At 57.0% G+C, this 15,538-nt stretch carries 10 protein-coding genes and 1 pseudogene; 3 read left to right on the top strand and 8 right to left on the bottom strand.

Translation table 11 applies throughout. The annotated features are described in order from the left end of the window. Positions 1-8 precede the first annotated feature (8 nt). The 3 genes from bcsA to bcsR are packed head-to-tail and all read right to left on the bottom strand — an operon-like array spanning position 9 to position 3,575. Entirely contained in the window at positions 9-2,603 is a 2,595-nt protein-coding gene (gene bcsA / locus WCC56_RS01215; RefSeq protein ID WP_424690616.1) for a UDP-forming cellulose synthase catalytic subunit, read from the bottom strand. Between the two features lie 46 nt (positions 2,604-2,649). Next, complete coding sequence (gene bcsQ, locus WCC56_RS01220) at positions 2,650-3,381, bottom strand: cellulose biosynthesis protein BcsQ (protein WP_424690617.1); 732 nt, start codon at positions 3,379-3,381, stop codon at positions 2,650-2,652. After that, positions 3,381-3,575: a cellulose biosynthesis protein BcsR gene (gene bcsR, locus WCC56_RS01225; RefSeq protein WP_424690618.1), complete on the bottom strand. Its 195-nt coding sequence runs from the start codon at positions 3,573-3,575 to the stop codon at positions 3,381-3,383. The genes bcsQ and bcsR overlap by 1 nt, the downstream gene beginning before the upstream one ends. A gap of 187 nt (positions 3,576-3,762) precedes the next feature. On the opposite strand from bcsR, the gene bcsE reads away from it, so the two are divergent. Genes bcsE through bcsG form a run of 3 tightly spaced genes read left to right on the top strand, consistent with a single transcriptional unit; the run spans position 3,763 to position 7,141 of the window. Beyond that, on the top strand, positions 3,763-5,310 hold the full coding sequence (bcsE, locus tag WCC56_RS01230; RefSeq protein ID WP_424690619.1) for a cellulose biosynthesis protein BcsE: 1,548 nt from the start codon (positions 3,763-3,765) through the stop codon (positions 5,308-5,310). Then, positions 5,307-5,495: a cellulose biosynthesis protein BcsF gene (bcsF, locus tag WCC56_RS01235; RefSeq protein WP_424690620.1), complete on the top strand. Its 189-nt coding sequence runs from the start codon at positions 5,307-5,309 to the stop codon at positions 5,493-5,495. The genes bcsE and bcsF overlap by 4 nt, the downstream gene beginning before the upstream one ends. Further along, complete coding sequence (bcsG, locus tag WCC56_RS01240; RefSeq protein WP_424690621.1) at positions 5,492-7,141, top strand: cellulose biosynthesis protein BcsG; 1,650 nt, start codon at positions 5,492-5,494, stop codon at positions 7,139-7,141. Before bcsF ends, bcsG begins: the two co-directional genes overlap by 4 nt. Positions 7,142-7,256: 115 nt before the next feature. Here the strand turns inward: bcsG and WCC56_RS01245 are convergent, their stop codons facing one another. The 5 genes and pseudogenes from WCC56_RS01245 to WCC56_RS01265 form a co-directional block, all read right to left on the bottom strand. Next, the gene (locus WCC56_RS01245) at positions 7,257-8,264 is read right to left on the bottom strand and encodes a glycosyl hydrolase family 8 (RefSeq protein WP_424690622.1); all 1,008 of its coding nucleotides are present in this window, start codon (positions 8,262-8,264) and stop codon (positions 7,257-7,259) included. Between the two features lie 11 nt (positions 8,265-8,275). Next, complete coding sequence (gene bcsD / locus WCC56_RS01250) at positions 8,276-8,743, bottom strand: cellulose biosynthesis protein BcsD (RefSeq protein ID WP_424690623.1); 468 nt, start codon at positions 8,741-8,743, stop codon at positions 8,276-8,278. A 2-nt stretch (positions 8,744-8,745) separates the two neighbouring features. Continuing rightward, complete coding sequence (locus WCC56_RS01255) at positions 8,746-12,552, bottom strand: cellulose synthase subunit BcsC-related outer membrane protein (protein WP_424690628.1); 3,807 nt, start codon at positions 12,550-12,552, stop codon at positions 8,746-8,748. Positions 12,553-12,560: 8 nt separating this feature from the next. Next, positions 12,561-15,215 carry a cellulose biosynthesis cyclic di-GMP-binding regulatory protein BcsB gene (gene bcsB / locus WCC56_RS01260; RefSeq protein WP_424690624.1) on the bottom strand — a complete coding sequence of 885 codons (2,655 nt, stop codon included), beginning with the start codon at positions 15,213-15,215 and terminating at the stop codon, positions 12,561-12,563. Further along, positions 15,212-15,538, bottom strand: a pseudogene (locus WCC56_RS01265) (UDP-forming cellulose synthase catalytic subunit); the annotation flags it as partial. The pseudogene WCC56_RS01265 and the gene bcsB, both read right to left, overlap by 4 nt.

The raw sequence follows: 15,538 nt of genomic DNA on the forward strand, positions 1-15,538 counted from the left end.
AAGGTGAATCAGGAAACCGCGGAGCCTGTCTTGCTCACGCTTCGAGGGAAGAAGGAGGCCAGCCAGCCAGCCAGACGCGTCAGCAGCAGAAACAGCCTGCGTAGCGGCGCGGGACCATACTCGGCCAACCGCAAATACCCTTTAAAGCCCAGCACCACAATGTCGGCAAGGCTTTGAATGGGCTTATCTTCCGGAAAACTGTCCTGCCACAATGCCCAGGTATCGGCGCGGGCGAAGGTGCATTGGATAAAGTCGACGTGCTGCTCAGTGGTCAGCTCATGCAGCCTGATCCCGGCGCGGTGGCCGAAGGTGCGCTGAACCAGGCAGGGGAAGCTGAACTCTTGCTGCCCACGGCGGAGCAGCAGAGAGACTTGGTCGCCTTCGCTGAGCAGGTTTTCTTCCCTCAGCTCCAGGCCCACGCCGCCATCAGAATAATCACGCAGCGTGCAGGGCAACATATGACCATCCGCCCGCGCCAGCGCCGCAGGCATGGCAATTTCTACCCTGTGCGCCTCACGGATTTGGCGGGCTTCAACCGATACGGCCACCGCGCCACCCAGAATAATCATGTTGTAGAGCACCCACACCAGGCTGACGATCACCGTCAATACTTCGTGCGGCGGGCCAGAATGCAACCGCCAGAAGGCCGCGAACACCCCCGCAAGGTTAACCAGCACCAGGCACATATAAGGTTTGGTGATCACCCAGTCGAGATGCTGCTCTTCAACCAGACCACCTTTGGCGGTGACGTTAAATTTGCCTTTGTGCGGATTGAACAGCGCCACCGTGGTTGGGCGCGCAATATACCAGGCCAACACGGTTTCATACACTTCGCTCCAGAACGAGTGGCGCCAGCGGCCCTGAATGCGGGAGTTTGTCAGACTGGTGTGCACCATGTGCGGCAACACAAAGATGGCGATCACCAGCGCGGGCGCAAAAATGATGAAGGCATGGAACAGCAGGAAGGCCAGCGGGGCCAGCAGGAAGATCAGGCGCGGGATCCCGGCCAGGAAGTGCAGCATGGCGTTGGCATAACAGAGCCGCTGAACCAGCTTCAGGCCTTTGCCCGTCAGCGGGTTATCCAGCCGGAAGATCTGCACCATTCCCCTTGCCCAGCGAATGCGCTGACCGATATGGGCTGAGAGGCTCTCCGTTGCTAATCCCGCGGCCTGCGGAATGCGAATATAGGCCGAAGTGTAGCCTTTGCGGTGGAGACGTAGCGAAGTATGGGCATCTTCGGTGACGGTCTCTACGGCGATGCCGCCAATCTCATCCAGCGCAGAACGGCGGATAACGGCACAGGAGCCACAGAAGAAAGCTGCATCCCACACATCGTTGCCATCCTGCACCAGCCCGTAGAACAGCGTGCCTTCATTTGGCGTCCGGCGGAAGCGGCCAAGATTACGTTCGAAAGGATCGGGTGAGAAAAAGTGGTGCGGCGTTTGCAGCATCGCCAGCCTGGGATCTTTCAGGAACCAGCCCAGCGAAACCTGCAGGAACGAACGTGTTGGCACATGGTCACAATCAAAAATCGCCACATATTCGCTGCGGCATTCGCTGTTCAGTGCGTGGTTAATGTTACCGGCTTTAGCATGTTCATTGCCGCGGCGGGCAATATACTTTACGCCGATTTCAGCCGCGAACTGCCGGAACTCTTCCCGGTTGCCATCATCCAGCAGGTAAATCGTCAGTTTGTCCTTCGGCCAGTCGATGCCCAAAGCCGCATAAAGCGTTGGTTTCACCACGCTCAGCGCTTCATTGTAAGTGGGTACTAACAAATCTATGGTGGGCCAGCTGGCGGTGTCTGTGGGCATCGGAACCGGCTGGCGATTCAGCGGCCAGAGGGTCTGAAAATACCCCAGCACCAGCACCACCCAGGAGTAGGTTTCCGCCGCCACTAACAGCACCCCAAACGTCAGGCTGACCGGATCGTCCCAGTTCAGTGTCGAGGTATAACGCCACCAGAGATAACGGCAGGAGATGGTCAGCGACAGGACGATCAGCATCATGGTCGGCAACCGTCCCGGAATGCGCCGCACCACCATCGCTACGCTCCACAGCAGCACCACAAACACCGACTGGGTGAAGAAATCGAAAGGCTGTGAGATACACAGCAGCGCCAGTGCGGTTGCCGCCAGGATCGCCACGCCAAACAGCCCTTTGCGCAGCGCTGAAGGCATCTGCTTTATCCGGCTGTCCGCTTTACCGGCCATATCCTTATCTTCCGCGCGCTGAGGTAATTTCCCCAGCCAGATAAGGGCGCGCTGCCGCCAGTGAAGCAGTGGAATTATACGTGAGCGCTCACTACCAATAATAGCACCCACTGGCAAGACTAAAACTAACCAAAGGCTTTGCAAAACATAACGAATAACGTCTGCCGGACGGGGTTTTTCCGCTGAGATATGCGGGTACAACCTGCGGCGGTTTGCCTGCACTCTCTGCCAGCCTGGCGTCTCAAAACGCAGCAGCGACCAGCCCAGCATCAGCCAGAAACAGTGCAAAAACGAGGTGACAGCGGTGGCACCCTGCTGACGGAAACCGCTGTAGCGCTGGTTCAGTGCCTGCCAGACAGACGGAATGAGCAACCAACGTAAAAGCGTCATAACACCTGCTCACGCAAAGTGAACAACGCCTGTGGGAGAAACACCTTCACAGTGCTTTCTCCCGTAGGTTAATCAGCGCCCAGCTGGCGAAGGTCACCATCTCTTCGGCAGCCAGGCTCTGTGGGCGATATTCGGTAAAAGGCTGCTTGCTCAGCAACGCTTCAGCCACCGCTTCATCACGGTGGATCTGCAACGGGATAAGATTCTGCAGGCTGGCCAGCCACAGCTGATGCAAATCCTGTTGAGATCGACTGACCGGGAAGAACTGATTAAGTAAGAACAGGTTATCGGCCCTATAGCGCTGCTGATGCAGGCGTAGATGGCAGTTAGCATCGGGGACAATCACGCTGATTGTCCGGTCAGCCTGCGCCAGCATGGCCCGCGTCCAGGGCGTGGTTCCGGCAGGCACATCCAGCAGAACCCAGCGATAGGTTTGCTTCAGCTCGGCAAGTTGCGCCGTCCAGGCTTCGGCATAAGCCAGCGGTTGACTGACAAACGCCATCAGCTCTTCATCGCTCAGTTGACCGAAGGGGATGAAGTCCAGATCTGTGGCATAGCGCAAGGCACTTTCCTGCCAGGGTTGATGATCGAGAGCGGTTCGAAGCCAGCCACGCGGATGGTCATATGCCGTATTGAAGTGCATCCGCAGCTGGTTGTCAGGCGACAGATCGATCAGGACAGCAGACTCCCCTAACGACTGCAGCGCCCACGCAAACCCTGCCACCAGCGACGTTGTCCCGGCACCGCCACGCACACCCTGAAAAGCAATAACTGGCATTACACGACCTTCTTAGGGACGTCCGTGGCCAGCTCTGCCAACAGGGGCCAGCGGGCTATAATTGATGTAAGCCGCTCTTCGCGCGCGATATCGACATAGCGCCACTTTTTTAAAGAGAAGGCGTCGGCTAAAGCACGGATATCATCCTGTGATTCGCTGGTCAAAGACAAGACAGGATGGCGCGTCTCACTCATTATCAACCCCTTTTTTTTGCCGCAGAAGCAGCCAAAATCGGCTGGCAGGTCTAAGAATTAACTTAGGTGTAGTTTAAATGGGTTTGGCCGAAGTTGTAATGTATATTTACAGCCAGATAATACCGGAAACCTATTTTCATCTGCTCACCACTCATTATTTCTAATAGGACGTGCTGCGATAAAACTTATGGCCACTTCATTTTCTTTAGGTTTCGAACAGGTCAGGGATGAATTAATCCTGATGCAGCCTTCAGGCTGTTATTGGGTGACGACAAATCGGCAAGAAGATGCCCGTTTTCTGGCACGCCAGTGCATCAGTGTACAGCGGTCAGTGGCCTTGATTACCTCTGGCAGCCAGCCGCAGGATTTGCTAACGCCTGCGCCGCACGGCGGCCCGAATGCTATCCCCATGTTCTCCCTGCCAGAGACACGCCAGGCGTTACTCAACCTCACAAACGATCTGGACAGAGTCCTGTCAGAAAAACCCCGGCTGGTCATATTGTTTACCGCTTCGCTGTTATGGGAAAAAATAGCGGAAAATGAGGTAAATAACTGGCTGAAGAAATTACAACAGTGGCTTAGCGGCAAAAAAATTACGCTTCTGATTATTACTGCGGGAACGGGAATTAATACCATTCGCAATCATCTTCAAACCTGCTACCGACATCTTGAAGGCCTTTCTCATCTCGACTGGCAGCAGGATAGTTGGAATTATCGCATTAACTGGTGGGCAAATGGCGGCGGCATGTTGGCTGACCGTGCAATGCGTTTGTCAGCCTCCGGGCAAGTCTTCACCCTGCTGGATCAGAATGAGCAAAATACCCCGTTAACGCTGAACGATGAGCAGTTGTACCTCGCGGAAAAATCGGTACTCGAAGGCGCACCGCCCCTCTCTACCCAGTGGACGCTGTTCGCTTCCAATGAAGAGGTGTATGACCGGGCGTTGCAGGCTAGTGCCGCCACGGTCATTTTCAACCTGAAAAGCAGTGACCACATTCCCGATCTGGCCAGCCGTATTCACAGCCTGCGGCGGACACGCGGCGGCGGGCTGAAAATTGTGGTGAGAGAGATGGAAACGGCGCTGCGCTACAGCGATGAGCGCCTGCTACTGGCCTGCGGTGTCAACGCTATCGTGCCTTTCAATGCGACAATGTCGCGGTTCCTGACTTTGCTGGAAGGCATTCAGGGGCAATCCTACAATCGCCACGTCCCTGCCGATCTCACTGCTTTGCTGAAATCTATGCAGCCTTTGCAGGAAAGAGGCTATTTGCCACTGGAAGCCTTTTGTCAGTCGGTTACGCTGCTGGTAAACAACACTCTGCTGCCTGAGAACGGCAAAGGGCTGTTGGTTGCGCTTCGCCCGGTGCCTGAACTGAAGCCAGAACAGGTGCTGACGCTCTGTAAACCCAGGCGCTTTGGCGATTTGGTCACGCTGGTCGATGACCGGATTTACCTGTTCCTCTCCTCCTGCCGCTTTAACGATTTGGACACGGCAGTGAAGTTTATCTTCCGTCTGCCGCACGATGAAATCTTCACGAATCGTCTGGTGTGGCAGGAAGATCTGCAGATTTTGTCGGAAATTCGTCAGATTCCGGGCAAGGTGAAAACAGCCTGGCGGGCGGCTCCTGTTCAGCCAGTCGCTGAGCGGACAACTCGTACGCCCCCCGCTGAACCGCCTCGCCGCCAGCCGCAAGAGTTCACCCTCGGTAAACAGCCTCCGGAAGACGCAGAATGAATATGTCGGACATCGTACAGATCCTGATCCTTCTGGTGTTGCTGCTGCTGTTACTGAAACCTTTTTACGCCCGCTGGCTGCCGAAAAAGTGGCACGGGCTGATGCTGCGCTTAACCCCGCCACGAGCCCTTAAATACGAAGGGACCTGGCGGCGTGATGCTTCAACACCCCCGGATAAGAAATGAATCAACATCAGACGTTTATGCCCCCTGCGCTCACTTTATGGCGCGGTCTGGGTGGCTGGAATTTCTACTTCCTGATCAAATTTGCCCTGCTGTGGTTTGGTTATCTCAATTTTCATGCGTTGAGCAACCTGGTGTTCCTCGCCTGGCTTGTGCTGCCGATCCGTTCTGAGCGCCTGCATCGCCTGCGTAACTGGGTCTCGATCCCGATGGGTATCGGGCTCTTCTGGCATGATACCTGGCTGCCAGGCCCGGAAAGCATCATGAGCCAGGGAAGCCAGCTTACCGGTTTCTCCGCTGCTTATTTGCTGGAACTGGCCGATCGCTTTATCAACTGGGAGATGGTGGGAACCGCTTTTGTGATGCTGGTGCTGTACCTGTTTATTTCGCAGTGGGTGCGGGTCACTGTGCTGGTTTCACTGACGCTGCTGTGGCTTAACGTGGTGACGATGGCCGGGCCATCGATTTCCCTGCTACCGGGGAAGGCGTCCACGCCTGCCGCCGTCCAGAATAATGCTGCCCAGCCCAATGCACCGGCTGCGGCCGAAGGACTCGATCAGTCTGCGCCGCCAACCAGCGCCAATCTGACCGCTTATCTGAACAAGTTCTATGACAGCGAAAAACAGAAAATTACCCCATTCCCCGGTACGTTACCGGCAGAAGCCGCCCCGTTCGATATTTTAGTCATCAATATCTGTTCACTGGCCTGGTCCGATCTGGATGCTGCTCAGCTGCGCGATCATCCGTTGTGGAAGCACTTCGATATCATGCTGAACAATTACAATTCGGCTACCGGTTACAGCGGCCCGGCGGGCATCCGCCTGTTAAGAGCCAGCTGCGGCCAGAGTTCACACAGCGATCTGTATAAGCCAACCGATCAGCGCTGCTATCTGTTCGACAATCTGGCGAAGCTCGGCTTCAAACAGGAGCTGATGATGGACCATACCGGCGTGTTCGGTAACTACCTGCAGGAACTGCGTGAAGAGGGCAATCTGAACGCGCCGCTGATGTCGCAGGCCGGGATAAAACCTGAGCTTAGCTCCTTCGACAGCTCGCCAGTCTTAAACGATGGTGACGTAATGCAGCGCTGGCTGGATGAGCGCCAGAAAAGTTCCGATCCGCGCAGTGCCACCTTCTATAACCTGATCCCGCTGCATGACGGCACACGCGACCTGGGCAGCAGCAAAACTGCCGCCTGGCAGCCAAGAGCGAAAATGCTGTTTGATCAGCTGGACACCTTCCTGACCAATCTGGATAAGTCCGGCCGCAAAGTGATGGTGATTGTGGTGCCGGAGCATGGCGCGGCGCTGGAAGGCGATAAAATGCAGATGTCAGGCCTGCGCGATATCCCAAGCCCGAGCATCACCCACGTGCCGGTTGGCATTAAGTTTGTCGGGATGAAAGCCCCACATCCGGCACAAGCGGTGGACGTTGCCACGCCAACCAGCCTGCAGGCCCTGTCAGAGCTGATCTCACGTGCAGTTAACGGGCAGGTGTTCAGCGACACCAACGTTAATCTGACTGCGCTGACCGCCAACCTGCCGCAAACCCCGGTCGTTTCAGAAAACGACAACGCCGTGGTGATGATGTATCAGGGCAAACCCTGGATCAGACTGAACGGGGGCGATTGGGTGGCCTACCCGAACTAATCCCCATCCGGTAGAGAGACTGGCCGGTCTGTGCGGTAGTTACTCTGGGTGTGGTGCTCGGGGAAAAACAGCGGAGGGACACACCTGCCCGCTAAGACGGACAGGTGTGTAAGCGTTAATTACCCTGATGATCTTTCAGCGCCAGCCAAACCAGCAGATGCAGGCTTGAAGAGAAGTAATCTTCCTTTGGATCTAACTTGTCGCTGAGATAGCCGCTCTGGTTCAGCGTCAGATCCCGCACCGCCAGTAAGCCACCAGCCATATTGTAAGGCGCTTTATTGTTGCTCAGCACGTCAATCCACGCTGGCGTTTGCAGCCTGGAGAAGCTCATCCAGTAACGCTGGAAAGGCACCAGCTGCAGGCTTTGCGCGTCATACCAGTAGACGTAGAGCGGCACGCGGATAGCATCGTAGCTGAAGCGCGGTGGCCAGGCTGTAGCAGGCGCTACCGTGCCATCAGCATTCAGAGCAACCCAGTCAACCGGCAGGCCAGCGTCGCCGAAGCGCATTTTGCCCAACAGATCCATGCCGCTGTCGATCAGGTTATTCCAGACTTTAAGATGACTGCGCGCTGCAAAATCGCGCCAGGCCGGGAACAGGAAATAAGAGGGGTTCAGCACCACATAGCTGGTTTTATTGAAACCCTGATTCCCCGGCAGCATCACGGTATGGCCACCAAAGGTGATCACCTCACGGTCAACAATCGCCTTCTGGATGCGGTCAGAAGCCTGCAAATAAGCCTGATTCTGCCACTTCTGCCCGGCCTTAAGCAGCGCCCAGGCGATTAGCACATCACCGTCTGAAGCGTTGTTTTTGTCCATAACCGGATCGGCTGCGGCTGGATTGTACTTCCAGTAAAACAACCCGTTTTGCGGGTTCTTCAAATGTTGCTGCGTCCACCGCCACAGGCTGTCGAAGCTGCTACGATCGTTGTACCAGACCGCCATCAACATCGCATAGCCCTGCCCTTCGGTATGGCTGACGTTGTTATTGCCGGTATCCTGAATGCGACCGTCTTCGGTCATAAAGCGGCCTTTAAAGGTGCTCCAGCCGTCAGATGCGGTGGCCTGAGCACACCCCACCATCATCGCAATCATCATGAAGCTCACCCTGAGCAGAGACATCTTTATCTTCCTCACATCTGATAACGGAAATTCAACGTTGCTTCACTGTCAGTCTCTTCACAGACCAGCGGCACGGACTGATTACCACCCTGATCGCGGAGCCAGCGAGCATACAAACCAAGCAGCACAGCACCCAGCGCCTGACGCCACTGACGGGCTTCAATCTGCCCGTCACTCGGCGGTAACGCCATATGCGAGATCACCATCGAGGTATCACGCGGCTGCACGTCGACAAAACCCCAGTTGAACTGCGCCAGCACCGCGTTGATCTGGTTTTCCAGATCCGCCACGGTATTGGCCGCCCCCAGCGGGTAGCGCGTTGCCAGAGTCTCGCCCATCTGTTGCAGGAACGCGTGGCTTTCACGCTCCCCTGCATTGCGCAGCATGCCCTTGATCATCACGCTCAGTAAGTCAAACCAGCCTGGCTGATACTGCTGCTGACGATAGTAGTGCAGCGTGCGGTTCTGTAGGTCAGTCATTCTTATTTGTCCCCGAGCATATAGCGGAAATAGAGTTTCGCGGTGCTTTCGTTGTAATCACCGAAGGTGTCGTAGCCCAACTGACCGCCGATGGTGACATCTTTATTCACCTTGTAATCCGCACCTGCGTGCAGATTATAGCCAATGCCGTTTTTGCTGCCGCCTTCGTAATAAGCCTCGGTGGCGTAGCCCGCATTGTAGTAGCTCTCCAGCTGAGCCTGTTTATCCGGATCGGTAGGGAAGTAAGCGCTGCGATCCTGTGAGTAGGACTGATAACCCACCGACCCACCGACTTTCACCTTCAGATCGTCGTAGTTCTTGCTCCAGTCAACCGGGAACGAAACGGCCACAAAGTTCTGCGGGCTGAAGTATCCGCCCTGGCCGTAAGTGTAGTAGCTGAGGTTTTTCGAGAAATCCATCCAGCTCATGCTGATCCCGGTTTTCAGCTCGCCGTTTTCATCATGGAACGGCCGAACATAAGCTCCGGCCTGGCCCATGATGCTCTGGTTGCTCTCAACGTTTTCGCCAAGATAGCTGTAACCGCCTGCGCCGAAGTAGAAACCGGCATCGCCATTGTCATAACTTAACAGCGCATCGCCGCCGTTTTTGGTGACACGGCCCCAGCGTTTGCCACTCAGCTTGTCTTCAACACCAACATAAGAGAGCAGGCTGTCTGTCACCGAGCGGCGTTCGCCGGTCAGGATCAGCGTCAGGTAATCGCTCAGCTTAGGTGACCACTGAATGCCGCCCACCAGCGTGCTGAGATCCTGTCCCAACGGCGTGGAGCCAAGGTCAACTTTGAAGTTGTCGTTGGTCAGGCCCAGATTCACTTCCACACCGGAAGCGTTCTGCGATCCCGGAGAATCCAGTTTCACTTCTGAAGGCAGCACGTTGCTGGCCTGCGCGCTACGTCCCTGTTCAAGCGCCTGCGTACCGAAACGCGGCGTTGCCGTACTGCTGGCACTGCCTGCGCTCAGAGTAACCGGCGTCAGAGTAAAGTCGAAGCGCGTATCGCCATACGGCACGGTTGACCAGGTCAGCGGGGCTTTCGCTTCCGTCAGCTTGCTCAGGCCGGATTCGCCATCACGCCCTCTGACCTGCACGCCGCCCTGTGCCCAGGTGCCGGTGCGCTCCTGCAAATCGTCCATCATGGTATCGATTTGATGTAGCGTCTGGCTTTGCTGCGTCGGGACGTCCACGCTGGTTGTCTGCATTGCCGCATCGCTGCCAGCCGGGGCATTCTGCCACGGCATAACCGCGCCATAAGCGGAAGGTGAACGACGCTGCGACGGCGTGGTACGGTTGATAAACGGATTGTCTGCTAACGCCAAGCCACCAATCGCCGGGTTGGTGCCGCCTGAAGCGCCTTCCAGGCCAATCATCTTGCCGCGAGCGGTACGCAGGTAAGCCAGCGCCTGCTGATGATCGCCATCGGCTTCGGCCACGCGTGCCATTAACAGCAGACGCTCAGGCGTTTGCTCGCCACGCAGTCCAGCTACCAGACCTTTCGCCTTCGGCAGATCGTGGTTAGCCAGCGCCACATCAATTGCGCCTACGCGCGCATCCTGAGTTGGCGTATCACGCGTCATCAGGTAGTCATAGACCACACCGGCTTCTTTGTTCATTTTGCCGGACTGGTAGAGACGGCCCATGGCAAACATCAAATCGGTGTTCTGCGGATCGTGCTGCAACGCGCCAATCAGCTTGTCGTAAGCGGCAGCATATTGCTTCTGGTTACGCAGACGGTCGGCTTCGTTGATCACGTAGCCATTCTGAATGCCCGCCAGTTGAGTTTGCGTGCTGCGGGACTGCAGTTCGGGGTTGCTGAGGAAGCTCTGCGCTTCGCCGCTCAAGCCAGCCTGATTCAGCACGGCGACCTGCGCCGCATAATCGCCTGCATTGCCCTGCACGCCGCGCTGCATGTTGTTGCGCACGACGGTCACAGCCGTGGAGAGATCGCCGGCATCGGCCAGGCCTTTAGCCAGGTTACCCGCATCTGCCGGGTTCTCAGGTGGATTAACTGCCAGCGCTTTTAGCGTGTTAGCCGCAGCGGCATTTGAGCCCTGCGCCAGATACTGCTGAGCAACGGCCATCTGCAGGTTGAAGTTCGCCCTGCGGGACAGTTCACGCATTTCGCTGCTCTGACTGCGGGCAGGAATACGGGAAATTAGCGTCTGCGCCTGCTGCCAGGCACCGCTCTCACTGGCGAACAGTGCACCGGCGTAAATTTCGCTGTTGCTTGCGCCGTTACGGAATGCAGGCTGCATGATGCCAGCGGCCAGATTGGTATTGCCCTGCTGCTGATAAATGCGCGCCAGATCGAGACGAACCCACGGATCGGACGGGAAACGCTGAATACCCTGTTGCAGGATGGCGATCGCCTGCTGGGTGTTGCCAGCGGCCAGCGCTTGCTTAGCCTGGCGACGAACAGGATCGCTGGTCACCGCAGGCTTCGGCGTCACGCTTTGACGTACGCTGTCCGGCAGAGAAGAGAGCAGCGTATTGGCTTCTGCGCCACGGTTCTGCTGACGCAGCACGTAGAACAGCCCTTCTTTCGCCGGGCGATTATCCGGGTCGCTCTGGATTACGGAGCGGTAAGTCTGCTCGGCGGCATCCAGTTGATTGCTGCGGCGCTGAACATCGGCACGGAACAGTTTAGCTGAGACGCCTTTTTCACCGGCGGCCTGCGTCAGCGGTTCACTTAAGCTGAGCGCCTGAGCGGTATTACCGGCTTTCATCGCCTGCTGCGCGGTGGCAAGCTGAGCGTAGAAACGGGCATCGGCTGCCTGAGTCATGCGCTGCTGGCTGTTTTCACCGCCCTGCTTCGCGGCGCGATCAAGATAGTCTGCCGCTGCGGCATAGTTACCGTTGCGCTGGGCCACATAGCCCAGACCGGCTAACGCATCGGCATCTTCCGGGTTGGCTTGCAGCACCTGATTGAAGGCAGATTGCGCACCAGTAACGTCACCGCTGTTCAGTGCGGTAAAGCCCTGGCCTTTCTCTGCGCTGCCCGCGTTCTTACGGTAATAGTCCATTACCGTGCGATCCTGCGGATGACGTTGCTGATAGGTTTGATAAAGAGGCGCATCGCCCGGCTGCGGGCCTAACCACATCAGGCCCTGACGCAGCGAACGGTCAGCATCCTGATTGCCATCGGCCATGCCAGCCAGTATTTGCAGACCTTCACGGCGGGTAGATTCCTGATAGGTCAGCGCTTTGCCCAGCGCCAGTTTCGCGCCGTTATCCTGAGGATGCTGGGCTGAGAACTGACGAAGATTATCAATCGCCTGGGGCAGCAGCGAACGGTCGCCAGCCATGGTCAGGTAATATTCTGCCGCCACGCTGGCTGGCGGCTCATTGCCGCTGAAGGTGTTACGCCAGGTTTGCAGGGAAGCCGAGATATTGCCGCTGCGAGCCTGCTGACGTGCCAACGTTAACTGTGCAGCCGGGATCGACTGCAGCTGACGGGCCTGGTCCAGTTCCACCAGATGCGGATCATCCGGGGAAACCTGGCTGAGACGCGTGCGCCATTTGGTTGCCGTCGCAGTATCGCCACTCTGTTGCGCCCAAAGCGCCATCAGATAAATGGCCTGCGTGTTGCTGCCATCCACCATCAGCACTTTGTTCAGCGCATCACGCGCCAGATCGTCATGCGCCTTCTGGTGCCAGTAATTGGCCTGATCGAACAGCGCCTGAATCGCCGGGTTGTTCTCTGCTGCCAGCACCGGGAAAACCAGTGCGGAGGCCGCAAGCGTGATGCCGGGAACCCAATGCTGACGAAGTCTGGCGGTCAGTGTTTTTATCTTCATCATGGTCATTACTTCTTCTCGCCAGAGGAATGGGAGTCATGTTCCGGGTGCAGCCGCTTCCAGGCATGGCGCTTCAGCAGCACAACCGTGCTCAGCCCTACCAGCACAGAGAACAACAGCGCCAGCAGTGCTAACACCACCGCATGTTGGTTGGCATACCAGACCACCATCATGTACCACGGCATCTCACCGCTCGGGAACTGCGCGCCCACGCGGAAGCTGCGGATACCGTTCTCATCGGTAATGATCGCGGTATCGCCACGGATCCCGGCGTTAATGCGCTGCAGCGTCAGGTCTTGATGCAGGCGGGAAAGCTGAGCATCATCTGTAGCTATGGTCATCACCACTACGCGTGAACTGTTCCACGGCGAGCTGTAGCTGATAAATCCGCGCCAGTCTTCGTTAGAGGAGAAGTAACGGTCAGCATCTACAGCCTGGCGATTCCAGTCACCGGTCAGCCAGCCGCGCAGGTTATCCAGCAGCGTGGGCTCTTTAACGCCCAGCGTGTGGCCATTCACATCATACGGAGTGCCCTGCAACATCGACTGGTTGAAAGCCGCCTGAGAGAGGGTGGAAACCGCCAGCACATCGCTGTTCTGTAACCGCCCCAGCGACGTGCCGCCAGCAGGAATGCCGAACATCACGCTGTTATGACCCAACGCCACGCCGGTCGCATTGCCTGAACGCCCGGCCATATCCAGCAGGGTGCTGATTTCAGCATTACTTGGCGAGGAAGGCAGCATCAGTACGGTCTGCGAGTAGTCCGCCAGACGGGTGAACGGGAACGAAGCACCGACAAAATAAGAGAGGTTCGGCAGCAGCGTAAAGTGACGCGTGTGGCTCAGGTCAATGTACGAATCATCTTCGATCCGGCTCTTGATGTTGTTGTTGCTCAACACGCTGCAAGGCGCATCAGCCTTGGGTTTGATGTTGAAGTACAGTTGCAGCTGGTTATCGCCGTAAATCAGGTACGGGTCGAGCTTCAGAGTGTAACTTTCCTGACGCGCATCGCCGCCCAGACGGTGCCAGATGCTCTCCAGCAGGCCAACTTTATTGACGGTCAGGTTGCGCAGGAAGGTGCCGTTCAGCCCGACGTTGAGGAACGATTTGTCCTCATCAATCCAGCTTTCGGACGGGAAACGGTAGTTCAACTGTACAGGTAAGGTGTCACCGTCCCACAGGAACAGGTCTGGCGCGGCACGGAAGTTTACCCGCAGCGCGTCATGCCAGATCCCGGTGGTAGTCATGCTTTGATCTTTACGCAGCAGCTCGCTCAGACGCACCGGATGTTCGGTGTTGATCCAGCGCGGCGCATCGTAAGGCTTGCTGACCGGGAGGGTCTGACTGGCAACCGCCAGCGAAGGCGCATCCACGCTCACTGGCTGAGTCAGACGCCAGGCAGCCTGACGCAGTTCGTCATCGTCTTTGCCGATCACCAGCATCAGTTTGTAAACCGGGTTCACCGGGTTATCGATCACTTGCAGGCTTGGGCCGGTGACCCTCGGAATCGCTATGCCTGCGACCATTTCACCCGGATGGGCAAAAAGGATGCCGTTTTTCTCCGGCAGTTCGTTACGCAGTACCGGGAAGCTGATGCCACGGTAATCGGTCTGGATGCCCATCCAGGAAGCGATAATCGCCGCAGCGCTTACTTGCCCCGGAGAGACAGCCTGACCAAATACCATCGGCACCACGGAAGGCGTCATGCGCAACGGATCGATAAACGGGCGTGGGAAATTGCGCAGCGTAGTGCCAATATTCAGCTGCTGACCTTCCAGCGAGAGGGTGGTTTTCGGCAAAATGGTGACCTGATACTGGCTGGCGCTGTCGCGCTCGCACAGCAGCTGATCGGCATCGTTGATCTTGAAGCTCAGGTTGTTGCTGGAGACCACCATCGCGGCTGGAATATCCAGCTGGTAATCTTCGCTGGCATTGTCTGAAGCATTTAACGGCAGGGTGCCTAAAGGCTGGCCGTTCAGCATCAGCTGCAGAGAAGTATTACGCGCCGCCAGCGCCTGAGACACTTTCAGTGACAGGTTGAGACGGGCGTTGGTGATCACTTCATCCGTTGGCAGCGTGAAGACAATTCCGGACTGCAACTGGCCGCCCGTTAACAAGATGCCTTTGGTCTGACCCATCTGTCCAACAGAGACGGTGCTGGTCAGCGGCTGGTTGAGCAGCACGTTGCTGACCTGCGCCGGTGCTGCTGCAACAGGCGCAGGCAGCGGCGGCAGGCCCGCAGGTAAACCGGTAGCAGGATCCTGCTGGCCCATCGCAGCGGCATCCTCAGTCGCGGTTGGCTGGGCAACGTCTGTCGCAGTTTGTCCGGCTTCCGGCTGAGCAACGTCTGTCGCAGTTTGTCCGGCTTCTGGCTGAGCAACGTCAGTCGCAGTTTGTGCGGCTTCTGGCTGGGCTGCATCTGGCTGCGCGGCTGGCTGGTTCATCTGCGTAGCCGCTGCGCCGCTCGCCTGGTTCATTTGTGCCGGGTCGTTCGGGTTGGGTTCTGTGCCAGTCTGGGCAGCATTGTGCTGGCCCACATCAGCCGGAGGCGGGATCTGCGACAGGGCATTGCTGTCCTGAGTCACGCTTTCAGGCGCGGCCCAGACGCTGCCTAAGGTCAATACGCCGGTAAAACAGAGCGCAGGTATTATCAGTCGCTTCATGCCACGCCATCCTCTTCCTTCACGACCTGACGCTTAGCACGACGATCTTTCCAGGTCAGCCAGAACAATTCAAATACAGTACGAACAATGGTAATCAGCGAGCGGAACGGTTTGTCTTTCTCGCCTTCTGGCTTGATCCAGGCATCAGCACGGGAGAGCACCACGCGCACCAGTTCACGGCGGCGCGACAGCGGGATCTCATCAAATTTCAGGCGGATAACGCCATCGTTCGACCCCATAATGCTGACCGGAATCGAGATCGCGCCGGACTGCAACATCAGGTCGATAGCTTCGATTTCATCGGTTTCATGACGTTCATCAGG

Source organism: Erwinia sp. (assembly GCF_049696395.1).
In the GTDB taxonomy this organism is placed as follows: Bacteria; Pseudomonadota; Gammaproteobacteria; order Enterobacterales; family Enterobacteriaceae; genus Erwinia.

Coding starts and splice junctions, on each gene's coding strand:
- bcsQ (WP_424690617.1), bottom strand. CDS start 3,381: ATGCCAGTTATTGCTTTTCAGGGTGTGCGTGGCGGTGCCGGGACAACG.
- bcsG (WP_424690621.1), top strand. CDS start 5,492: ATGAATCAACATCAGACGTTTATGCCCCCTGCGCTCACTTTATGGCGC.
- WCC56_RS01255 (WP_424690628.1), bottom strand. CDS start 12,552: ATGAAGATAAAAACACTGACCGCCAGACTTCGTCAGCATTGGGTTCCC.
- bcsA (WP_424690616.1), bottom strand. CDS start 2,603: ATGACGCTTTTACGTTGGTTGCTCATTCCGTCTGTCTGGCAGGCACTG.
- bcsB (WP_424690624.1), bottom strand. CDS start 15,215: ATGAAGCGACTGATAATACCTGCGCTCTGTTTTACCGGCGTATTGACC.
- bcsF (WP_424690620.1), top strand. CDS start 5,307: ATGAATATGTCGGACATCGTACAGATCCTGATCCTTCTGGTGTTGCTG.
- bcsE (WP_424690619.1), top strand. CDS start 3,763: ATGGCCACTTCATTTTCTTTAGGTTTCGAACAGGTCAGGGATGAATTA.
- bcsR (WP_424690618.1), bottom strand. CDS start 3,575: ATGAGTGAGACGCGCCATCCTGTCTTGTCTTTGACCAGCGAATCACAG.
- WCC56_RS01245 (WP_424690622.1), bottom strand. CDS start 8,264: ATGTCTCTGCTCAGGGTGAGCTTCATGATGATTGCGATGATGGTGGGG.
- bcsD (WP_424690623.1), bottom strand. CDS start 8,743: ATGACTGACCTACAGAACCGCACGCTGCACTACTATCGTCAGCAGCAG.